The 20,332-nt window shown below is 72.6% G+C and carries 20 protein-coding genes; 5 read left to right on the top strand and 15 right to left on the bottom strand.

Translation table 11 applies throughout. The annotated features are described in order from the left end of the window. Window positions 1–134 precede the first annotated feature (134 nt). Window positions 135–1,238: an NAD(P)/FAD-dependent oxidoreductase gene (locus tag ACWD26_RS40060; protein WP_451278010.1), complete on the bottom strand. Its 1,104-nt coding sequence runs from the start codon at window positions 1,236–1,238 to the stop codon at window positions 135–137. Window positions 1,239–1,373: 135 nt separating this feature from the next. On the opposite strand from ACWD26_RS40060, the gene ACWD26_RS40055 reads away from it, so the two are divergent. Beyond that, window positions 1,374–1,862 (top strand): phosphatase domain-containing protein, encoded by a 489-nt coding sequence (locus tag ACWD26_RS40055; protein WP_451278008.1) that lies wholly within the window; start codon window positions 1,374–1,376, stop codon window positions 1,860–1,862. 21 nt (window positions 1,863–1,883) lie between these two features. Here ACWD26_RS40055 and ACWD26_RS40050 read toward each other — a convergent pair whose 3' ends face one another. The 5 genes from ACWD26_RS40050 to egtA all read right to left on the bottom strand — a co-directional run bounded on the left by ACWD26_RS40050 (window position 1,884) and on the right by egtA (window position 6,760). Continuing rightward, on the bottom strand, window positions 1,884–2,102 hold the full coding sequence (locus ACWD26_RS40050; protein WP_451278006.1) for a dodecin: 219 nt from the start codon (window positions 2,100–2,102) through the stop codon (window positions 1,884–1,886). Window positions 2,103–2,371: 269 nt separating this feature from the next. Continuing rightward, a complete protein-coding gene (gene egtD / locus ACWD26_RS40045; RefSeq protein ID WP_451278004.1) occupies window positions 2,372–3,334 on the bottom strand; it encodes an L-histidine N(alpha)-methyltransferase in 963 nt (320 codons plus the stop codon). Further along, complete coding sequence (egtC, locus tag ACWD26_RS40040; RefSeq protein WP_451278002.1) at window positions 3,331–4,143, bottom strand: ergothioneine biosynthesis protein EgtC; 813 nt, start codon at window positions 4,141–4,143, stop codon at window positions 3,331–3,333. Before egtC ends, egtD begins: the two co-directional genes overlap by 4 nt. Then, complete coding sequence (egtB, locus tag ACWD26_RS40035) at window positions 4,143–5,489, bottom strand: ergothioneine biosynthesis protein EgtB (protein ID WP_451278000.1); 1,347 nt, start codon at window positions 5,487–5,489, stop codon at window positions 4,143–4,145. The genes egtC and egtB overlap by 1 nt, the downstream gene beginning before the upstream one ends. After that, window positions 5,486–6,760 carry an ergothioneine biosynthesis glutamate--cysteine ligase EgtA gene (gene egtA, locus ACWD26_RS40030; RefSeq protein ID WP_451277998.1) on the bottom strand — a complete coding sequence of 425 codons (1,275 nt, stop codon included), beginning with the start codon at window positions 6,758–6,760 and terminating at the stop codon, window positions 5,486–5,488. The genes egtB and egtA overlap by 4 nt, the downstream gene beginning before the upstream one ends. A 300-nt stretch (window positions 6,761–7,060) precedes the next feature. On the opposite strand from egtA, the gene ACWD26_RS40025 reads away from it, so the two are divergent. Then, on the top strand, window positions 7,061–7,897 hold the full coding sequence (locus ACWD26_RS40025; RefSeq protein ID WP_451277996.1) for a TIGR02452 family protein: 837 nt from the start codon (window positions 7,061–7,063) through the stop codon (window positions 7,895–7,897). Window positions 7,898–7,948: 51 nt separating this feature from the next. Here the strand turns inward: ACWD26_RS40025 and ACWD26_RS40020 are convergent, their stop codons facing one another. The 7 genes from ACWD26_RS40020 to ACWD26_RS39990 all read right to left on the bottom strand — a co-directional run bounded on the left by ACWD26_RS40020 (window position 7,949) and on the right by ACWD26_RS39990 (window position 14,291). Further along, window positions 7,949–8,395, bottom strand: a complete 447-nt coding sequence (locus ACWD26_RS40020; RefSeq protein ID WP_451277994.1) for a type II toxin-antitoxin system PemK/MazF family toxin — start codon at window positions 8,393–8,395, stop codon at window positions 7,949–7,951. Between the two features lie 98 nt (window positions 8,396–8,493). Next, window positions 8,494–9,918, bottom strand: coding sequence for a flotillin family protein (locus tag ACWD26_RS40015; RefSeq protein ID WP_451277993.1), 1,425 nt, complete (start codon window positions 9,916–9,918; stop codon window positions 8,494–8,496). A gap of 157 nt (window positions 9,919–10,075) precedes the next feature. Then, window positions 10,076–10,294, bottom strand: a complete 219-nt coding sequence (locus ACWD26_RS40010; protein ID WP_451277991.1) for a hypothetical protein — start codon at window positions 10,292–10,294, stop codon at window positions 10,076–10,078. A gap of 16 nt (window positions 10,295–10,310) precedes the next feature. Then, window positions 10,311–11,735, bottom strand: a complete 1,425-nt coding sequence (locus ACWD26_RS40005; protein WP_451277989.1) for an amidase — start codon at window positions 11,733–11,735, stop codon at window positions 10,311–10,313. 163 nt (window positions 11,736–11,898) lie between these two features. Then, complete coding sequence (locus ACWD26_RS40000) at window positions 11,899–12,951, bottom strand: helix-turn-helix domain-containing protein (RefSeq protein WP_451277987.1); 1,053 nt, start codon at window positions 12,949–12,951, stop codon at window positions 11,899–11,901. Between the two features lie 171 nt (window positions 12,952–13,122). Next, on the bottom strand, window positions 13,123–14,094 hold the full coding sequence (locus ACWD26_RS39995; RefSeq protein ID WP_451277985.1) for an alpha/beta hydrolase: 972 nt from the start codon (window positions 14,092–14,094) through the stop codon (window positions 13,123–13,125). Next, window positions 14,091–14,291 carry a hypothetical protein gene (locus ACWD26_RS39990; protein WP_451277983.1) on the bottom strand — a complete coding sequence of 67 codons (201 nt, stop codon included), beginning with the start codon at window positions 14,289–14,291 and terminating at the stop codon, window positions 14,091–14,093. Before ACWD26_RS39990 ends, ACWD26_RS39995 begins: the two co-directional genes overlap by 4 nt. 348 nt (window positions 14,292–14,639) lie before the next feature. Between ACWD26_RS39990 and ACWD26_RS39985 the strand changes: the two genes are divergently transcribed. Further along, window positions 14,640–15,674: a LacI family DNA-binding transcriptional regulator gene (locus ACWD26_RS39985; RefSeq protein ID WP_451277981.1), complete on the top strand. Its 1,035-nt coding sequence runs from the start codon at window positions 14,640–14,642 to the stop codon at window positions 15,672–15,674. A 231-nt stretch (window positions 15,675–15,905) separates the two neighbouring features. On the opposite strand, the gene trxA is transcribed toward ACWD26_RS39985, so the two are convergent. Then, window positions 15,906–16,292 (bottom strand): thioredoxin, encoded by a 387-nt coding sequence (gene trxA / locus ACWD26_RS39980; RefSeq protein ID WP_451277979.1) that lies wholly within the window; start codon window positions 16,290–16,292, stop codon window positions 15,906–15,908. A 126-nt stretch (window positions 16,293–16,418) separates the two neighbouring features. Here trxA and ACWD26_RS39975 point away from each other — a divergent pair, with 126 nt between their 5' ends. Beyond that, window positions 16,419–17,876, top strand: coding sequence for a dihydrolipoyl dehydrogenase family protein (locus ACWD26_RS39975; protein WP_451277977.1), 1,458 nt, complete (start codon window positions 16,419–16,421; stop codon window positions 17,874–17,876). A 25-nt stretch (window positions 17,877–17,901) separates the two neighbouring features. On the opposite strand, the gene ACWD26_RS39970 is transcribed toward ACWD26_RS39975, so the two are convergent. After that, window positions 17,902–18,558 (bottom strand): peptide deformylase, encoded by a 657-nt coding sequence (locus tag ACWD26_RS39970; RefSeq protein WP_451277975.1) that lies wholly within the window; start codon window positions 18,556–18,558, stop codon window positions 17,902–17,904. A 192-nt stretch (window positions 18,559–18,750) separates the two neighbouring features. On the opposite strand from ACWD26_RS39970, the gene ACWD26_RS39965 reads away from it, so the two are divergent. After that, complete coding sequence (locus tag ACWD26_RS39965; RefSeq protein ID WP_451277973.1) at window positions 18,751–20,160, top strand: PepSY-associated TM helix domain-containing protein; 1,410 nt, start codon at window positions 18,751–18,753, stop codon at window positions 20,158–20,160. Window positions 20,161–20,332: the final 172 nt, after the last annotated feature.

Here is a 20,332-nt window from a genome sequence, read left to right as displayed (position 1 = left end):
AAGACCGGCCGGCCCCTCCGAGGCCGCGCGAACGGCCCCTTCCGCCGCCCGGGCCGAGGCCGTGCGCGCGTCGCCCGGCCCGGGGCCCTCGTACGCCGCGCTCCGGACGCCCCGCGAGGGGCTGGGCGCGGGCCTCAGGCGGTGTAGCCGAGCTGCTTCCGTATGTACGGCGTCATCAGCGTCCTGGCCTTGGCCAGCGTGGAGGTGCGGGCGCCGAGCACGGCGCTCTCGCCGCCCGGCACGGGGATGAGGGTGAGCCCGTCGGACGGCCCGAGGGGCACGATCAGCGGGGTCCGCTGGATCGGCCGGTACAGACGCGGCTCCTTGCGATGCCTGCCCGAACTCCCCATGTAGGCACGGATGTTGTGGGCGGCGATGTCCGCCTGGGCGATAGCGACGGGAGAGATCTTCAGCTCGCTGACGTCGTTCACGTCACCGACCGCGAACACGTCGAGCCGCCCGTCCACCCGCAGCATCCGGTCCACCTTCACGTGCCCGGCGGAGTTCAGCCAGCCTCCGTGCCCGGCCAGCCGCAGCCAGAGCGTGTTCGGGGTGGTACCGGTGGCCCAGAAGGAGAGGTCGGCCTCGAAGACGTGGCCCCGGCCGTCCCGGTAGGTGCCGTAGTCAGCCCCGGGGGAGATGAACGAGTCCAGCCGCACTTCCACGTCATGGGACTCCAGCCAGGTCAGAGCCCGCCGCCCGGCCCACCTGCTGCCGGTGGAGTTGAGCAGCACCGGCCCGGCGTGCGCGAGCGTCACCCGCGCGTCCGGCCGGGCCAGCCGGATCTCGGCGGCCAGCTCCACACCGCCCGGCCCACCGCCGACGACCAGCACATGCCCCGCGGCGGCCACCCTCTCCTGGTGCGCGGCGAACGTCTTGGCCGCCTCCTCGGTGGTCGTACCCAGGAAGCGGGCCGGCTCCGGATAGTCCGCTCCGGTCGCGATCACCACCACGTCGTACGGCAGTCGCTCACCCGTGGCGAGCTTCACGTGCCGCTCGCCGGTGTCGATGTCGACCGCCTTGCCCACCACCACACGGCCGTTGCGCAGCAGCCGGTCGTACGGGATGAAGGGGGTCGTCGTCCATTCCTCGTGCACGCCCGCCCGCAGCGCGGCGATGCGGTGGAAGAAGACCTCCTTGCGGTCCACGAGGGTGACCCGTGCGACCTCGTCCAGTTGCTTGGCGAGGCGGATGCCCCCGTATCCGCCGCCGATCACGATCACTTCGCCGTCAAGCACACCGATTCTCCTGTGCTGGGTGGGGGGAGAGATGATGAGCCTAACTCTTGAAACTTAAAGCTATGGGTGGGGTTTGTGCTCGTCGCGTGAAGCGACCACGGACGACACGAGTCACCGCCCGCCTAGGGTGGGGCCGTGACCGACAACGACCGGCCCCTCGCCGTATTCGACCTGGACAACACCCTCGCCGACACCGCGCACCGGCAGCGGTTCCTGGAGGTGAAACCACGCGACTGGGACGCGTTCTTCGCCGCGGCCCCGCAGGACCCGCCGCTGGCCGAGGGCATCGCGCTGGCGCGGGAGAGCGCCGAGGAGTGCGAGGTCATGTATCTGACCGGGCGTCCCGAGCGGTGCCGTCGCGACACCGTCGACTGGCTCGCCGCGCACGGGCTGCCCGAGGGGCGGATCTGGATGCGGCGCGACAACGACCGCAGGCCCGCCCGCCGCACCAAACTGGAGATCCTCCGCCGGCTCGCCCGGACCCGCGAGATCCGCGTCCTCGTCGACGACGACGAGCTGGTCTGCGAGGACGCGGAGCAGGCGGGCTTCACGGTCCTGCGGGCACGCTGGGCGGCCACCTCCGCCGCGCTGAAGGTGGCCCAGGAGCGGGAGGGGCGGACCTGAACGCTCGCCGAGCCGGTCGGTCTACTCGGCGGTGTCCTCCAGCCGGAAGCCGACCTTGAGGCCGACCTGGTAGTGCGCGATCTGCCCGTCCTCGATGTGCCCCCGGACCTGTGTCACCTCGAACCAGTCCAGGTTGCGCAGGGTCTGGGCGGCGCGGGCGACGCCGTTGCGGATGGCGTGGTCGACGCTCTCGCCCGAACTGCCGACGATCTCGGTGACCCGGTACACGTGGTCGGTCATGCGGGTTCTCCTTGTCGCGTACTCCGCCGTGGCCGGTGCGCCACAGTCACTCCACGGTGCCTCAGGCTGCGCCGCACCGCGAGACAGGGGCGGCGGGGGCGGTCGCTCGTCTGCGGGTGGGAGGGGGTTGCTCGCAGTTCCCCGCGCCCCTGCTTTTCAGGGGCGCGGGGAACTGCGCGACCAGCCCCCACCGGACCCGCGGCTGGGGCTCCGGTGGGGCGCAGCCCCTGGGAGGGGACGGGTAGGGGCGGCGGGGGCGAGGACCCCTGTTACGCCACTCGGCTCAGCGACAGCGCGAACCGCCCCTCCCGGTCCGTCCACCAGCACGCCAACTCCAGACCCGCAGCCGCCAGTTCGGACCGCACACCCTCCCTCCTGAACTTCGCCGAGACCTCCGTCCGCAGTTCCTCCCCGGCCTCGAAGTGAACCGCGAGATCGAGCGCCGGGATCTTCACGGTCTGGGCGGTACGGGACCGCAGCCGCATCTCGATCCACTCCCGCTCGGCGTCCCACAGGGCGACATGGTCGAAGGCGTCGGCGTCGAAGTCCGCGCCCAGCTCCCGGTCGACCACGTTCAGCACGTTCTTGTTGAACTCGGCCGTCACCCCCGCCGCGTCGTCGTACGCGGCGACCAGCACCCCCTCGTCCTTCACGAGGTCCGTGCCCAGCAGCAGCGTGTCACCGGGCGCCAGCAGGGCCCGTACCGAGGCGAGGAACGCGGCGCGCTCCACGGGGACGAGATTGCCGATCGTGCCGCCGAGGAAGGCCACCAGCCGCGGCCCCGGCGTCTCGGGCAGCAGGAGCCCGCCGGTGAAGTCAGCGATCAGAGCGTGCACGCTCAGCTCCGGCCGCTCGGCGACGAGCGCCTCGCCCGCCTGCCGCAGCGCGCTCTCGCTGACGTCGACCGGCACATAGGTGTGCAGGCCGGGCATCGCGTCCAGCAGATGCCGGGTCTTGTCGGAGGAGCCGGACCCCAGCTCGACCAGGGTGCGCGCACCGCTCGCCGCGGCGATCTCGCCCGCCCGGTCGATGAGGATCTCGCGCTCGGCGCGGGTCGGGTAGTACTCGGGCAGCTCGGTGATCCGCTCGAACAGCTCGCTGCCGCGGGCGTCGTAGAACCACTTCGGCGGCAGCGTCTTCGGAGTGTGGGTCAGGCCGTCCAGGACGTCGGCGCGCAGGGCCGCGTCCGTGGCGTTCTCGGGCAGGGTGCGGGTGAGAAGGAACGGGCTCACGCAGGGGGCTCCTTCGGTGGTACGGAGGCTGTGTCGTCGTCGTGCGGGAGGAGCGGTTCCTCCAGCTCCTTGAGCGGGGTGAGCAGGACGTCCGTGCGGCTCGCCGCGAGCAGCGTGCGGTCCGGCACCTCCACCCAGTGCGGATCGTCGTCGTACGGCTCGGACGCCACGACCGTGCTGCGGCCGGGCTCGGCGAGATACCAGAGGGTGTCGCCCCAGGCCGTCGCGGTGATCGTCTCGCCGTTGGTGAGCAGCAGGTTGAGCCGGGACCCGGGGGCCGCGCGGGCGACCTCCAGGACCGTGTCGGCCAGCGCCTCGCCCTCCTCGTCGCCCGCCCGCAGCCGGTTGAGGACGAGCGCCCACACGAGCGCGGAGTCGTTGCGGGCCTCCATCGACAGCAGCTCAGCGGCGGGCAGACCGTCGGCGAGATGGGCCAGTGACCGGGGCCAGCCGACGATCGCCCCGTTGTGGCTGAACAGCCAGGGCCCGGCCGCGTACGGGGCCGCCGCGGCCTCGTTGTCAGCCCCCGGCATCGTGGCGTCCCGTACGGCGGCCAGCAGCGCCCCGGTACGGACCACTCGGGCGAGGTCGATGAAGGACAGGTCACCCCAGATGGGTCCGGACCGGCGGTACCGCCCCGGCACCGGATCCCCCTCGGCGTACCAACCCACCCCGAAACCATCGGCGTTGACCGTGCCGTGCCGCTGCCTCCGGGGCGCCCACGACTGCCGGAACAGACTGTGCGGGGGATCCACCAGGACTCCACCGAGCGCCGACTCCGGTCCGAGGTAAGCGAGATGACGGCACATCAGACCGTCTCCGGGGAAGCGTCGCGTGCCGTTCGGAACCCGCTGAAGATCTGCCGCCGGATCGGATAGTCCCAGTTGCGGAACGTCCCCCGGCACGCCACCGGGTCCACGGCGAACGAACCACCGCGCAGCACCTTGTGCTCGGGGCCGAAGAACACCTCCGAGTACTCCTTGTACGGGAACGCCGTGAACCCGGGGTAGGGCAGGAAGTCGCTCGACGTCCACTCCCACACGTCACCGATCAACTGCCGTACCCCGAGCGGAGATTCACCCGCCGGATAGCTGCCGGCCGGTGCCGGACGCAGATGCCGCTGCCCGAGGTTGGCGTGCTCGGCCGTCGGATCGGCGTCGCCCCACGGGTAGCGGGTCGAGCGGCCGGTGACCGGGTCGTGCCGGGCGGCCTTCTCCCACTCGGCCTCCGTGGGCAGCCGGCGCCCCGCCCAGCGGGCGTACGCGTCGGCCTCGTACCAGCACACGTGCAGTACCGGCTCGTCGGCCGGAACGATCTCGGTGACACCGAACCGCCGCCGCAGCCACTGCCGGCCGTCCCGGCGCCAGAACAGGGGCGCCTTGATGCCGTGCGCGCGGATGTGGTCCCAGCCCCGGGCCGTCCACCAGCGCTCGTCCTCGTAGCCGCCGTCCTCGATGAACGCCTGGTAGGCACCGTTCGTCACCGGCGTGGTGTCGATGTGGAACGGCGGGATGATCCGCCGGTGCGCGGGCCGCTCGTTGTCCAGCGCCCACGGCTCGGCCGAGGTGCCCATCATGAACTCCCCGCCGGGCACGAGGACTTCGGCCGGCCCGGTGAAGAGCGGGACGGGCTCGGGGTCCGGCGCCGACAGGACCGCCGGGCCCCTGCGGAGCTGATGGGTGATCAACATCGTCTCGTCGTGCTGCTGTTCGTGCTGGGCGACCATCCCGAAGGCGAAGCCGGCGTCGGTGAGCCGGGTGCCGTGGAAGTCGGTGCTCTCCAACACGTCCAGGGCCCGCCCGCGCACCTCGGCGAGGTACTGGCGGGCCTCCGCCGGGGGCAGCAGCGGCAGCGAGGGCCGCTCCGCGCGGGGATGCTCGAAGGCGTCGTACAGCCCGTCGATCTCGGGCCGCATCGCCTCCCGCCCGGCGACGTTCCGCAGCAGCCACAGCTCTTCCTGGTTGCCGATGTGGGCGAGGTCCCACACCAGCGGCGACATCAGCGGGGAGTGCTGCGCGGTGAGGTCGGGTTCGTCGACGGCGGTGGTCAGGAGCGCGGTTCGGGCCCGGGCCGTGGTCAGGGCCGCCAGCGCGCGCTCCCGGAGTATGTCGGGGTCGGCGCCGGTCGTCGAGGCCGGCGTCTCGGGTGCGGTCATGCGGGGATGTCCTTCCCGTGGAACAGGTCGAGCAGATCGTCGGCGGGGCAGCGGCCCCGGGCCACATAGCGGTCGGTGAACGCCGCGACCGCGTCCAGCACCTCGGAGCTCGCGCCCAGCCGGGGCAGCGCCTCGGCCGCCGCGGCGAAGCAGACGGTCGCCGCCTCCCGCAGCTCGGGGTCGGCGAGACCGTCACGGGTGGCCGCCACCCACAGCGGATTGCGTGGCGGGGGCTGTGAACCCGCCCGCTCGGCAAGGGTTTTGACGGTCCGATAGGCGGTCTCGGCGGCCTCCGGGTCCTCGAACAGCGCCGTCGTGACGGCGAGCGGCACGATCCACCCGTCCTCACCGGGCTGGGCGTCGATCATGCGGAGCTCCAGATGGCCACGCGGGCGCACCGGCGGGAACAGTGTCGTCAGGTGGTAGTCGAGGTCGGCGCGGGTCGGCGGGGTGTCGGATCTCGTCCACTCCCGGAACGTCATCGCGCCGGGCACATCCCAGGGGCCCTCGTCCGCCCGCACACACATCACCGGGGCGTCCAGCACCAGCCGCGCCCACGCCCCGCGCGGATCACCGTCCAGCACCGGGGCGTCGGTACGGCCCGGGTCCATCGCCGCCCACAGGGCCTGACGGGTCGAACGCCAGCCGGTGACCCGGCCGCGCGCCAGCGGGGAGTGCGCGAACGCGGCGAGCAGCACCGCGCCGAGCTGATGCGCGAGCCACCAGCGCCGCTTGTGGCCGAGGGGGCCCGGCTCCTCGTACCCGGCGTCCAGACACACCTGGACCGAGGCGGATGAGCACATCATGGACCGGCCCTCGGGTCCGAAGCGGTCGAGATAGATCTCCATCGCGTCGTACCGGGGCTCGTGGAGGTAGCGGGTCGGAGGGTTCCAGGGTTCGTGGCCGAAGCCGCTGATGCCGAGCCCCGCCTCGCGGAGTGTCGCGCGTACGGCGGTGAGATCGGCCGAGACGGACCCGACGCACTCCATCAGGGAGGCGGCAGGCGCCGAGCTGAGCTCCAGCTGGCCGCCGGGCTCGACGGTCAGGGGCGAGTTCAGGCGCAGGGTCCGCAGTGCGGCGTAGGCCGCTTCGAGTCGTGCGGGTGATGCCGGGAGCCGCGGATCACGCAGCTCGTGGATGTGCCATTCCAGTTCGACACCGAGGGTGCGGGGTGGGCCCGTCTTGAAGCAGATGCCCCGTACCAGGGCCTCCACCTCCGCTTCGGTGACTGCGGAGCGTTGCTCCGTACAGCCACTCAGTGAGTCTGACATGTCGGGATCCTCCTGAGATTCCACCATGCCGCCGATCCGACTCCGCAGGGCCGGACCGGCAGTGCTCGTCCCACCCAAACCCCTTGCGCCGCTCTCGCACAAGGGGGCACATCACGGCAACGCGGATCGGCGATCTCTGTTTCCTGGAACTTCAGGCACCCCTTCCCGAACCCGTACAGGACCATTCACGCCAGGGAAAACTCCGTTGCGGTCCTCCCTCAGCATCGCCCAGGATGCGCCCATGAGCACGACGGGGGAGCGCGCGCGGGCCAGACGCGCGGCGCACACGAGGGTGGCGTCATGAGCGCACGTCTACGAGCGATCGCCCACGAGACCGAGAAGATCGTCGCGGCGGGCCGCTACCGAGCTCCCGCCGGCCACGAGGTGTCCCTCGCGACCGAGATCGGGGCCGCACGCTCCGGCACCCGCCTGTACGGTCCCGAACCGGTGGGAACACGGCAGGCGAGCCCAGTGAAGTCGATCATCGAAGTCACCGGCGAGAGCAGCCTGGAAGCCGCTCACCGCCTGACGGCCACCGACACCGCAGCCCCCGTCGCCGTCCTCAACTTCTCCTCCGCCCGAAACCCCGGCGGCGGCTACCTGAACGGCGCCCAGGCCCAGGAGGAGGCCCTCTGCCGGGCCTCGGCCCTCTACGCCTGCGTCCGCGAGGCCCGCGCCTTCTACGACCACCACCGCGCCCACCGCGACCCGTTCTACACGGACCGTGTCATCCATTCACCCGGCGTGCCCGTCTTCCGGGACGACCGAGGCACCCTCCTCGACACCCCCTACGCGGTGGGCTTCCTGACCTCCGCCGCCCCGAACGCCTCGGTCGTCCGGCGTACGGTGCCGGAGCGCGCGCCGGAGTTGCCGCGTGCCCTGGCCGTACGTACGGAACGCGTGCTGGAGACGGCGGCGGCGAACGGCTACCGCCGACTCGTCCTGGGCGCCTGGGGCTGCGGGGTGTTCGGCAACGATCCGACGCAGGTGGCGGCGGCGTTCCGCGGGCTGCTCACGGACGGTGGACGATTCGAGGGCGCCTTCGGGCACGTGGTGTTCGGGGTCCTGGACCGTACGAAGGGGGCGGTGGTCCGGAGCGCCTTCGAACGCGCATTCGCGTCAATCGTGCCCCTCTAGCGGCGCGGGGAACTGCGCGACCAGCCCCCCGACCCGCAGTCGGCGCACGGACTATCGCCACCCGTACCGTTCCCGCAACCGATGCACCACGGAGTTGAACCGCATCCGGTCCAACGCGCACGCCTCCCGCCGCATCCCCGCCTCATGCAGCCTCAGCACCCGGTCCACCGCCACCCACGAGTCCCGCCCCGACCGGTCCCACGGCCCGCTCCCGATCGGCACCCACTCCCGGTCCCCGTCGTGCCGTTTGCTGGACAACCGCACGGCCAGCAAGGTCCCTTGAGCCTCCCGAGCCACGACGAGCACGGGCCGGTCCTTCCCCCGACCGTCGTTCTCCTCAAAAGGCACCCAAGTCCACACGATCTCCCCAGGATCGGGGTCCCCGTCATGCGCGGGCGAGTACTCGGTCCGCACCCGCCCGACATCACGGGGCTCGGCCTCGACGGTGGCGAAGGGGCCGTAGCGACCCGGCACATCCTGCTCGGCAAAGGAAGTCACAGCGCACACGCTAACCCGCGCCCCTGAAGGGGCGCGGGGAACTGCGCGATCAACCACAGACAGCCCGCGGTCGACCCCTCACACCCGGAGCCACGGCGCTATGCCTCCCTGTCCACCTGCACCTTCTCCACGGCCACCTTCTCCACCGGCACCCCATTGACCCCGGCCGAGCCGCCGGCAGGCACGGGCACCCCGTTCTGGTTCATGGACGCCAACAACTGCCGAGCCAGCCCCAGCCCGGTCCCGCCCATCGTGAGCGCCTTGGCGAACATGTCCGCCATCCCGTCGGCCCCGTTCAGCAACACCATGTTGTCGACGTTGCCGAAGGCGGACGCCCCCGCCTGTACGATCTCCGGCCACTTCTCGGCCAACTGCTGCGCGATCACCGCTTCCTGGTTCTCCGCCAGCGCGGCGCTCCGCGCCTTGATGCCCTCGGCCTCGGCGAGCCCCTTCGCCCGCGCGGCCTCGGCGGCGGCGAGCCCCTTGGCCTGCCGGGCGGCGGCCTCGGCCTCACCGGTGGCACGGGTCGCGTTCGCCTCGGCGACGGCCGCCAGTTCGGTCTCCTTGGCCTTGGCCTGGGCCGCGGAGATACGGGCGTCGCGCTCGGCCTCGGCGAGGGTGCGCTTCTCGTAGGCCTTGGCGTCGGCCGGTTTGCGGACGTCCGCCTGGAGCTGCTGCTCGCGCCGGGCCGCCGCCAGCTCCGCGACCCGGGTCTCCTGGACGACGACCTCCTGGAGGGCGGCCGCCTCGGCGAGGGGGCCGGCCTGCTTGGCCTTCGCCGAGGCGTTGTCCCGCTCGGCCTGGTAGCCGGCCTGAAGGATCTCGCTGTCCCGGGTGGCCTCCGCCATCCGCGCGGCGGCCTGCTGCTCGGCCTCGGTGGCGAGCCGGTTGGCCTCGGCCTGCGCGATCCGGGCGTCCCGCTGGACGGCCGCCGCGTGCGGCATGGCCAGGTTCTTGATGTAGCCGGTCGGGTCCTCGATCTCGTGGATCTGGAGCGAGTCGACGATCAGACCCAGCTTCTCCATCTCCGTACCGCAGGCCGCCCGCGTCTGCCCGGTCAGCTTCTCGCGGTCGCGGATCATGTCCTCGACCGTCAATCCGCCCACGATGGACCGCAGATGACCGGCGAACACGTTGTGCACCCGCTCCGAGACCCGCTTCTGCTGATCGAGGAAACGACGGGCGGCGTTGGCGATGGACACGAAGTCGTCGCCCACCTTGAAGATGACGACACCGCGGATCTTCAGTGGAATGCCCTGATGGGTCACGCACTCCACGGCCAACTCGGTCTGGTTCAGATCGAGCGAGAGCTTGCGCACCGCCTGCATTCCGGGCAGCACGAGCGTGCCGCGTCCGGTGACGATACGGAAGTTCATCCCCTCTTCCAGGCCCTCCATCTTGTGCTTGGAGCCGGAGATGATCAGAGCCTCGTTGGGTTCGGCGACGCGCCACATGAGTTTGAACAGACCGACCAGTACCAGGACGGCGCCCACGGCCGCCCCCGCGATCATGCCGATGAACATCGGCACACCCCCTCAGCCAGGTGCCCTTTCGGCACCGAACGTCGGGAGTGTCCCGCGCGGCACGGCAGTGGTACAGCCACCGAGGGACCGTTGTTGCAGTCCTGATGCGAACCGGTTTCGGAAGACCGACACACCGGCAGTCGGACCCGACGATCCGTCAACTGTCGTAGGCGACCGACACGTACACCGTGCGCGGTGGCAGATACTCCATCACCATCACGAGCGTCCCCGGCTCGATCCGGTCCTTCGCGGAGGCGGGGTACGCCAGGAAGTGCTCGGCGCCGCCCCGCACCCGGACGATCACCTCGCCGACGAGCCCGGGACCGACCGCACCGGTCACCCGTCCCATCAGCCCGACCATCGACGCTTCGCCCATGGTCACAGCGTACGGGTCACACCGTGAGGTCCGAACCCGCGGCGGACCGCTGCGGCGGCCACAGCTCGTGCCAGCGCTGGTCCGCCTCCAGCTGCGCGGCCAGCGACAGCAGAAGGGGCTCGCTGTTCGCCGGCCCGAGCAACTGTGCGCCCACCGGCAGCCCGTCCACGAAGCCCGCCGGGACGTTCACCCCGGGCCAGCCGAGCACGTTCCACGGCCAGGCGTACGGGCAGGCCGCGATCATCGCGCGGTCGGTGCCGAGTCCGCCGAGGTTCAGCATGGCGCCGACGCGCGGCGGGGGAGCGGCGGTGGTGGGCGCCAGCAGCACGTCGTACGACGTGAAGAGCGCGCCGATCCGCTGGTGGAGGTTGGTCTCAGCGCGGCGGGCCAGCCGCAGGGGCGCCCCGCCGAGCAGCCGGCCGAGGCGTGCGGCGTCGAGGGTGCGCCGGTCGAGGAGGCTCCGCTCGGCGATCGCGCCGACCCGTTCGGCGATGCCGGCGGTGGCACGCGGGACGAACGTCAGCCCGATCTGTCCGTAACGCGGCTCCGCCTCCTCCACCACATGCCCCAGCGCGGCGAGTTGCTCCGCCACGGCCCGCACGCGCTCCCGTACACGGGGGTCGAGTCGCGCGGGCAGTGCCGTGAACGGCGGCTTCAGGGACAGGGCGATTCTGAGCCGCCCCGGTTCGCGCCGCACCGCCTCGGAGGCGTCGATGGCGGGAGGCCGGTGCAGGTCGCCCTCGTGGTTGCCGCTCGCCGCGTCCAGGAGGAGGGCGGCGTCGGCGACCGTGCGGGCGAGGGTGCCGTTGACGGTGATGCCCTGGAAGGACTCCGCGTGCGGCCAGGTGGAGATGCGGCCGCGCTGCGGTTTGATGCCGATGAGATGGGTCCAGGCGGCCGGGATGCGTACCGAGCCGGCGCCGTCCGAGCCGAGCGCGGCCGGTACGAGGCCCGCGGCCACGGCCGCCGCCGAGCCGCCGGAGGAACCGCCCGGGGTGTGGTCCGGATGCCAGGGGTTCCGGGTGGCGCCGAAGGCCGGCCCCTCGGTGAACGGCCACTGCCCCAGCTCGCACGTGTTGGTCTTGCCGACCACGATGGCCCCGGCCGCCCGCAGTCGCCGTACCGCCTCACCGTCCTCCGGCAGCGACGGGAACTCGCCCTGACAGCCGAACGCGGTCGGCTCGCCCGCCACGTCCATGTCGTCCTTCACGGCCACCGGCACCCCGAGCAACGGCCGCCGCCCGCCCGCCGCCAGCTCCTTGTCCGCCGCCTCGGCCTCCACGAGCGCCGCCTCGGCCCGCACCCGCCGGAACGCGTTGACCGTCCCCTGACTCGCCTCGATCCGGGCCAGCGTCCGCTCCACGAGCGTTCGCGACGTCACTTCCCCGGCGGCCAGCGCACGAGCACACTCCACCAGACCCGGCGCACGGTCGACAGCCATACGGAACACCTCCGAAGCAGCTTTTCTACCGAACGGTAACGTCCGGGTGGCCGTCGCGGTACAGGAAGAACGACTTGCCTGACGGGCACGGCGAGTCGCGCCGGAATACGGTGAGGACGGTGACGGAGGCGGGGCTTTGTCGTGGCGTGCCGCGCGGCGCCGCTCAGCCGCGTGCCAAGGGCCGCATGGTGAGCGCCAGATGGAGCCGGAGCCGGCCCTGGGGCGTGCGGACCGGCCAGCCGAGGAGGGCCTCCGCATGGGTCAGTCGGTCCTGGAGCGTGGAGTGGTGGACGTTGATCCCGGTGGCCGCCGCCCGCAGGCTCGCCGTCGAGGCGACCGCGTGCAGCGTGGCGAGCATCCAGGGCGAGTCGGCCGCGGCCCGCTCCACGTCCCGTACGTCCGGCGGCGGTTCGGCCCCCGGTGCGATCAGCTCGGCGAGGAGGGCGATCCCACCGAGGTCGTCGGCGTACACCACCCGCTCACCCGGATCCCGCGCGGTGCCCTCGGCGGTGAACCGCAGCGCGATCCGCGCCGCCTCCCAGGAACCGGGCAACCCGAGCACCGGCACCGCCGGCCCCACCCCGACCCGCTCACCAGGAAGCCCGGCCTCGCGGCGGTCACGTGCTTCGCTGTCGGCCGGCCCGCCCTCCCGGTGTACGCGCAGGATCCCGGGGCGGCCCCCGAGCGGGGCGAGGGCGCGGGCGCGGGTGGTGGGGTCGTCGGGGTCGAGGCCGAGACGCCGGGCGGCGTGCACTCGGGCCCGCTCGCCGGCGGTGGGGTCGAGGACGGTCTCCACGAGGGCCGGGTCGTCGACGGGGGAGAGGGGCGCACGGCCCCGGGTCCGGTCCAGCACCACCCGGAGGGCGCCGGCGGCCCGCTCCAGGATGACCGCGTCCACCACGCTCGGCTCGGCGGCCTCCCCGGCCCGCTCCAGCCACAGGGCGGGGACGCCGTCCGGGACGAGCGCGGCGGACGGCCACGCCGGGTCCGGCGGCAGATCGCTGTCCTGGCGCCGCCCGTCCGGCTCCACCCGTACGTGCACGCGCCGCTCGGCGTCCACGAGCCGCGCGGGACACCCGGCCAGCACGGCCGCGCCGCGCACCAGTGCCTCCAGGCCGGCCCGGGACTCGGCCAGCGTGTCGAAGTAGGCGATGACCCGGACGGCGGCACCGGCATCCGGATCCAGCGCGGTCAGGCGCCCCACCAGCTCTTTCATACGACCCATAGTGCGCCATGACGAGACCGCCGCGGCGGGCCGCCGCCGGGTGGAGCGAAAGTGGGGCGGCCCCTGCTTCTCGCTTTCAGGGGCGCGGGGAACCGCGCGGGCGGCCACCTGCGGCCCGCGGCCGCCCGACCACAGTCATCCCTGAGCTCTCCGGCGCCCCGGCTACCCGAGCAGCCGCTGCAACCACCGCACATGAGCCTCCCGGCAGTCGCGGGAGACCGCGGCCTGCGGCGCGAACCCGTCGAACCCGTGGAACCCGCCCGGCCACACATGCAGCTCGGCGACCCCACCGGCCTGCCACAGCCGGGACGCGTACGCGACGACCTCGTCCCGGAACGTCTCCGCGGACCCGACATCGAGGAACGCCGGCGGCAGCCCGGTCAGGTCCTTCGCCCGCGCGGGCGCCGCGTACTCGGACACCTCGGGCCCGCCCCGCAGCTCACCGAGCAGCGCCGTCCACCCCGTCTCGTTGGCCGTCCGGTCCCACACCCCGAGCCCCGCCATCTGGTGGGCGGACGGCGTGTCGTTGCGGTCGTCGAGCATCGGACACAGCAGCATCTGCCCGATCGGCCGCGGCCCCTTCCGGTCCCGTGTGAGCAGCGCGAGCGCGGCGGTCAGACCACCGCCCGCACTGCCTCCCACGATGACGATCCGCTCGGCGTCACCGCCGATCTCGGCCGCGTGCCCGGCGGTCCACAGCAGCCCGGCGTAGACGTCCTCGACGGGCGCCGGATGCGGATGCTCCGGCGCCAGCCGGTACTCCACGGACACCACGACCGCGCCCAGCTCCCGCGCCCAGGCCAGCGGCGCGTCCACGCCGACCCGGTTGTCGCCGACGACCATGCCGCCGCCGTGGACGTGGTAGATCACCGGCAACGGTCCAGGCGTCGCGGGGGTGGCGGGGCGGCAGATCAGCAGCGAGATCTCCGGCTCGCCCTCGGGTCCCGGCACCAGCCGGTCCTCGACCTCGAAGAACCCGTCCATGGTCAGATCGAGCTGCGCGAGCAGCTGGATGCCCGGTCCCTGGCGCATGGTCGCGATGTCGTCCAAGGTCAGCTGCCGCGGAAGCATGTCCCTGATCGCCTCCAGAGCCGCCGCGAGCTCGGGATCGAAGGGGGGTGGGACCATGGTCATGGCTTCTCCTCGTGCGGATACCGCGTCCACGGTGCGTACCGCGCGTGACGCGTGCCAACGGTTCGTACCGCGATGATGGGCGCGACGGCAAGCCCCGAGGAGGCCGTCGTACGGCGGCGGATGCCCGCCATCCGGCGGGTGGCCCACCGGAGCCGTCCCCAGCCGGGCACACAGTTCACGCCATAGCTTTCGAGCATGGCGGCGGTATGGCGGCGGCATGGTGTTCGCACAGGTGGCCGACAGCTTGGTGCGCGGGGGAGTCGCGGGAACGCCGGCCGAGGGTCGCCCGCATGGCGCGGCCTGCTGCGAGACCGTGTACCGGCCGTCCGTTCCGACCGGTGAGTCTGCTTCGGTCCGACTGGGAAGGGCCGCCGTCACCCACCTTCACAGGAGTGGCGCGAAATGGTTGCAGGGTTGAACAGATTTCGAACACATTCGCCAAACTTCCCAGCCACAAAGATCGGTGGCCCGAACCTGAGCTCCCGCACGGCCGTAACTCCCCCGGCCGGAACGACCTTCACCGCTTCTGCAAGGATGCCGTCCTCATGGTGCAGATACCGAAAGAGCCCGCCCCGCCCTCGCCCCTGCAGCGATCCGTGCCCACGAGCGCCGATGTGGCACGTCTCGCCGGTGTGTCCCGTGCGACGGTCAGCTACGTCCTCAACAACACCAGCGCCGTCCGTATCAGCGAGCCCACCCGCCGCCGGGTCCACGAGGCCGCCAAGGAACTCGGTTACGTGCCGCACGCGGCCGCCCGCAGCCTGCGCGCCGGACACAGCCGCATGGTGCTGATGCCCACGCCGAACGTGCCGATCGGCCCGCTCTACAGCCAGTTCATCAACGAACTCCAGTGGGCCCTCAGCCGTCTCGACTACACCGTCGTGCAGTTCGGCGGCATCGGCCTGCGCGGCGACGACGCCGCCCGCGCCTGGGCCGAGCTGCGCCCGGTCGCGGTGATCGTGCCCGGCGTCGGTCTTGGCCCGCAGGGCGTGTCCGTCCTCAAGCGCTCCGGCGCCAAGGCCGTCGTCACCCTCACCCCCGACCCCGTCGACGGCGCCCACGCGCTGATCCTGGACCACGCGAGCGTCGGCCACAGCGCCGGTCGGCACCTCGTCGAGCGCGGCCGTCGCCGGATCGGCGTCGTCGTGCCCGAGGAGCTGGGCCTCGGCGTCTTCTCCCAGCCCCGGCTGGCGGGCGTACGACGCGCGGTGCAGGGCACGGAGGCGACGGTCACCGAACTGCCGCTCGCGTACGACGAGGACGCCGCGACCCGGCTCGCCCGCCGCTGGCGCTCCCTCGGCCTGGACGCGGTGTTCGCGTACAACGACGAGTACGCGATGCTGGTGATGCGGGCCCTGCAGGACGAGGGCATCGACGTCCCCGGAGATACGGCCGTGGTCGGGGCCGACGACCTGATGCTCGGCAAGCTGCTGCGGCCCCGCCTGAGCACCGTGCACCTGGAGCTGCCGGCCGGACGCGACCTCGCGGAACTGGTCGACCGCCTGGTGCGCGACCCCGCCACGGTCCCCACGACCCACGACGTACTGGACGCGCGGATCGTGCACCGCGAATCGAGCTGAACGGCGCCAAGTCCGTGACGCGGACGAGGAGTCGCGTCCACGAACGGAAGTGTCAGGGACGGAAGCGCCACGGACGGAAGCGCCACGGACGGAAGCGTCACGGACGGCCGTCGCGTGCGGGGTGCGCCGCCCATGTCGAGCTGTACAAGGAGGGGCCGGCACAACTCCTCGACCCGTACTGGGAGTTGTGCCTCGACCGGGTCCGGCAGGCGACCCGCTCCGCCCGCCGGCTCACTGACCGTTCTGCTGGGCCTGTGTCTGCTGCTCGGCGACGGCCTTGCGGACCTCGTCCATGTCCAGCTTGCGGGCCTGCCCGATGACATCGGTCAGCGCGGCCTCGGGCAGCGCGCCCGGCTGCGCGAACACGGCGACCTGGTCACGGACGATCATCAGCGTCGGGATCGACTGGATACCGAAGGCCTGGGCCAGCTCCGGCTGCGCCTCCGTGTCCACCTTGCCGAACACCAGGTCGGGGTTGTCCTCGGCGGCCTTCTCGTAGACCGGGGCGAACTGACGGCACGGGCCGCACCAGGACGCCCAGAAGTCGATCAGGACGAACTCGTTGTCGGTGACCGTCTGGTCGAAGTTCTCCTTGGTGAGCTCCACGGTGCTGCTCATGGCGTGCATCCCTCTTCCTGATCTCGGCGCTCGGGCGAGCCGCTCTCGACAACGCCACCCCGCGACGGCGTATTCCGCGCGCGTACCCGTGTGGCCACGGCGCACACCAACAACCAGACTGGCCCCATGACGGATACGGAAAACACCGAAGACGCAGGCGAAGCGGCGACCGCCGACTACGACGTCGTGGTGCTCGGGGCCGGACCCGTGGGGGAGAACATCGCCGACCGCACCCGCGCGGCCGGCCTGTCCACCGCGGTCGTGGAGAGCGAACTGATCGGCGGCGAGTGCTCGTACTGGGCGTGCATGCCCAGCAAGGCCCTGCTGCGCCCCGCGCTCGCCCGCGCGGACGCCCGCCGCGTACCCGGCCTGCGCCATCTGGTGGAGGGCACGCTGGACGCCGCCGAGGTGCTCGCCCACCGGGACTACGAGACGGCCCACTGGAAGGACGACGGCCAGGTCGGCTGGCTGGAGAGCATCGGGGCGGCCCTGTACCGCGGCCACGGGCGCCTGGCCGGGCCCCGCCGCGTGGTCGTGGACGCCCCCGACGGAGGACGCCACGTCCTCACCGCCCGGCAGGCCGTGGTGGTCTCCACCGGCAGCCGCGCCCTCCTGCCCGACCTGCCGGGCCTCGACCGGGCAAGGCCCTGGACCAGCCGGGAGGCCACCAGCGCGCAAGCGGTCCCGGGCCGGCTGATCGTGGTCGGCGGCGGTGTCGTCGCCGTCGAGATGGCCACCGCCTGGCGGGCTCTCGGCTCCGAGGTCACCGTCCTCGTGCGCGGCAAGGGGCTGTTGCCCCGCATGGAGCCCTTCGCCGGGGAACTGGTCGCCGAGGCGCTCACCGAGGCGGGCGCGGACGTCCGTACCGGTACCTCGGTGACGGAGGTCTCCCGCGAGAACGGGACCGTGGTGGCCCACACCGACACCGGCGACCGCCTGGAGGCCGACGAGATCCTCTTCGCCACCGGCCGCGCCCCGCGCACCGACGACCTCGGCCTCGACACCGTCGGCCTGGAACCCGGCGCGTGGCTGCCCGTCGACGACAGCCTCCGGGTGACGGGCAGCGACTGGCTCTACGCCGTCGGCGACGCCAACCACCGGGCCCTGCTCACCCACCAGGGCAAGTACCAGGCCCGGATCGCGGGCGCCGCCATCGCCGCCCGCGCGGCCGGAGTCCCGATCCTGGAGAGCGACCCCTGGGGCGCCCACGCGGCCACCGCCGACCACGCGGCCGTCCCCCAGGTCGTCTTCACCGACCCCGAGGCCGCAGCCGTCGGCCTCTCCCTCGCCGAGGCGGAGGGAGCCGGCCACCGCGTGCGCGCCGTCGACGTCGAGTTCTCCTCGGTGGCGGGAGCGGGCCTGTACGCCGACGGCTACCGGGGCCGCGCCCGCATGGTCGTCGACCTGGACCGCGAGATCCTGCGCGGTGTCACCTTCGTCGGCCCCGGCGTCGGCGAGCTCATCCACTCCGCCACCATCGCCGTCGTCGGGGAGGTCCCGATCGACCGCCTCTGGCACGCCGTGCCCTCGTACCCCACGATCAGCGAGGTGTGGCTGCGGCTGCTGGAGGCCTACCGGGGCTGAACCGGCCGGGACTCTCGCACACGCCCTAGTCGGGGAGAAGGAAGCCGAGGGCGCGGGCGGCGTTGGCCGGAGTCGGGTCGTTCCAGCGTTCGGCCATCGCCTGGTTCGAGGACAGGGAGCGCAGCTCGGCGTGGTCGAGGTAGAGCGTGCCGTTCAGATGGTCCGTCTCGTGCTGGACGATACGGGCGGGCCAGCCCGAGAACTCCTCGTCCACCGCCCGCCCGTGCTCGTCGAGCGCCCGTAGCCGCACCTTGGCGTGCCGGGCCACCACCGCCTGCCAGCCCGGCACGCTCAGACAGCCCTCGAAGAAAGCGTCACGGAAGGAGCCCACGGCCTCGTAGGCCGGATTGACCAGGACGCGGAACGGCTGCGGGACGCGACCCCGGGCCAGCCGTACCTCCTCCGGGACCGGTGCCGGGTCCTCGATCACCGCGATGCGCAGGTCCACCCCGACCTGCGGTGCCGCGAGGCCGACGCCCGGCGCCGCGTGCATGGTGGCGCGCAGGGCGGCGGTGAAGCGGGCCAGCAGATCGGGGCCCAGCTGGCCGTCGAAGGGCTCGGCGGTGCGGCGCAGGACCGGATCGCCCGCGGCGACGATCGGCAGCGGGCCCTCGTGGGCGAGGAGCTCCTCGACCCGGTCGCTCAGGGGGCGGGACTCGGTGCGATCACGTTCGGAAGCCATCGCGCCAGGATGCCAAGCACGCTCGCGCGACGCGAGGCGGCTCTCGCGGTGACGCGTTCGCGAGGGGGGACGGACCACCCGGCCTCTCACGCTCCCATGTGACGCGCATCACGCGAAGTGCCGGGAACTCCAGGCCCTCACGCCCCGACTACTGAACCGCCACGACGTCCCCGCATCCTGGAGCATCCGCCGATGACCATCGCCCCCTCGACCGAGACGGACGAGCCCCAGAAACCCGTCGCCAAGCCCGACGGCACCACGAAGGGCTGGGCCTCCCTCCGGCCGCTCGTCCTGCGGCTGCACTTCTACGCGGGCGTCCTCGTCGCCCCGTTCCTGCTGGTCGCTGCCCTGACGGGTGGGCTGTACGCCGCCTCGTTCTCGTTCGAGAAGATCGTCTACGCGGACGAGACGACGGTCGCGAAGGTGGGCGACGAGAAGCTGCCGATCTCCCGGCAGGTGGCCGCCGCCCGCAAGGCGCACCCCGAGGGCACCATCTCCGCCGTACGCCCCTCGCCGGAGGACGACGCGACGACCCGGGTGATGCTGACGGGCGTCGAGGGCATCGACGAGACCAACACGCTCGCGGTGTTCGTCGACCCGTACACGGCACAGGTACGTGGCGCGCTGGAGCAGTACGGCTCGACGGGCGCGCTGCCGGTGCGGACCTGGATCGACAAGTTCCACGCCAACCTCCACCTCGGCGAGACCGGCCGCCTCTACAGCGAACTCGCCGCCAGCTGGCTGTGGGTCATCTCGGGCGGTGGCCTGGTGCTCTGGCTCGCCCGCCGCCGCGCCCAGCGCAAGGTGCGCGGCACCAGCGGCCGCCGCCGCACCCTGGGCCTGCACGGCACGGTCGGCGTCTGGGCCGCCGCCGGGTTCTTCTTCCTCTCGGCGACGGGCCTGACCTGGTCGACGTACGCCGGGGCCAACATCGAGGTCCTGCGCACCGAACTCCACCAGGCGACCCCGGCCATCTCGGCCGCGGCGGGCGACCACGGCGGTCACGGCGACGGCGCGGTGGAGGGAGGGGCCGCCGCGGAGGGCGACCTGGACAAGATCCTCGCCGCCGCGCGCGCCGAGGACCTCGGCGACCCGGTGGAGATCGTGCCGCCCGCCGACGCGTCCTCCACGTACGTCGTACGGCAGGTCCAGCGCAGCTGGCCCACCAAGCAGGACGCGGTGGCCGTGGACCCGGCGACCGCCGAGGTCACCGACACCCTCCGGTTCGACGACTTCCCGATCCTCGCCAAGCTGTCCCGCTGGGGCATCGACGCCCACACCGGCGTCCTGTTCGGCCTGGCCAACCAGCTTGTCCTGGTGGCGCTCGCGGCCTCCCTGGTCGTGCTGATCATCTGGGGCTACCGCATGTGGTGGCAGCGCGGCCGCGCCTCGTCCTTCGGCCGCCCGATCCCGCGCGGCGCCTGGCAGCAGGTACCGCCGCAGATCCTGGTCCCCGCCCTCGCCCTGATCGCCGTACTCGGCTACTTCGTCCCTCTCCTCGGTATCCCGCTCGCCGTGTTCATCCTGGTGGACGTCGTCCTGGGGGAGATCGCGTACAGGCGCGGCAAGCGGTCGTACGGCGGCCGGGTGGAGGTGAAGTAGGCGCCCGGCGGAGGTGGAGCGGGCCTCCTGGGCGCAGGCGCAGATGCAGGCGCAGACGCAGACGCAGTGGAGCGAGGGGGGGCGGGCGGCGGGGGGGGCCCCCCCCCCCCCGATTCGGGGCGGTAGCCGCCGCCCCCGGGGGGGCTGCGGGAGAAAAAAATAGCCAAGGGCT

Source organism: Streptomyces sp. NPDC002787 (assembly GCF_053592095.1).
Note: the sequence above shows the minus strand (reverse complement) of the source record. Positions and strands in the feature narration are given on the sequence as shown.

Coding starts and splice junctions, on each gene's coding strand:
- ACWD26_RS40025 (WP_451277996.1), top strand. CDS start 7,061: ATGAGCGCACGTCTACGAGCGATCGCCCACGAGACCGAGAAGATCGTC.
- ACWD26_RS39995 (WP_451277985.1), bottom strand. CDS start 14,094: ATGACCATGGTCCCACCCCCCTTCGATCCCGAGCTCGCGGCGGCTCTG.
- ACWD26_RS40000 (WP_451277987.1), bottom strand. CDS start 12,951: ATGAAAGAGCTGGTGGGGCGCCTGACCGCGCTGGATCCGGATGCCGGT.
- ACWD26_RS39990 (WP_451277983.1), bottom strand. CDS start 14,291: ATGCTCGAAAGCTATGGCGTGAACTGTGTGCCCGGCTGGGGACGGCTC.
- ACWD26_RS39975 (WP_451277977.1), top strand. CDS start 16,419: ATGACGGATACGGAAAACACCGAAGACGCAGGCGAAGCGGCGACCGCC.
- trxA (WP_451277979.1), bottom strand. CDS start 16,292: ATGAGCAGCACCGTGGAGCTCACCAAGGAGAACTTCGACCAGACGGTC.
- egtB (WP_451278000.1), bottom strand. CDS start 5,489: ATGACCGCACCCGAGACGCCGGCCTCGACGACCGGCGCCGACCCCGAC.
- ACWD26_RS40050 (WP_451278006.1), bottom strand. CDS start 2,102: ATGACCGACCACGTGTACCGGGTCACCGAGATCGTCGGCAGTTCGGGC.
- ACWD26_RS39970 (WP_451277975.1), bottom strand. CDS start 18,558: ATGGCTTCCGAACGTGATCGCACCGAGTCCCGCCCCCTGAGCGACCGG.
- ACWD26_RS39985 (WP_451277981.1), top strand. CDS start 14,640: ATGGTGCAGATACCGAAAGAGCCCGCCCCGCCCTCGCCCCTGCAGCGA.
- ACWD26_RS40010 (WP_451277991.1), bottom strand. CDS start 10,294: ATGGGCGAAGCGTCGATGGTCGGGCTGATGGGACGGGTGACCGGTGCG.
- egtA (WP_451277998.1), bottom strand. CDS start 6,760: ATGTCAGACTCACTGAGTGGCTGTACGGAGCAACGCTCCGCAGTCACC.
- ACWD26_RS39965 (WP_451277973.1), top strand. CDS start 18,751: ATGACCATCGCCCCCTCGACCGAGACGGACGAGCCCCAGAAACCCGTC.
- ACWD26_RS40015 (WP_451277993.1), bottom strand. CDS start 9,918: ATGTTCATCGGCATGATCGCGGGGGCGGCCGTGGGCGCCGTCCTGGTA.
- egtC (WP_451278002.1), bottom strand. CDS start 4,143: ATGTGCCGTCATCTCGCTTACCTCGGACCGGAGTCGGCGCTCGGTGGA.
- ACWD26_RS40005 (WP_451277989.1), bottom strand. CDS start 11,735: ATGGCTGTCGACCGTGCGCCGGGTCTGGTGGAGTGTGCTCGTGCGCTG.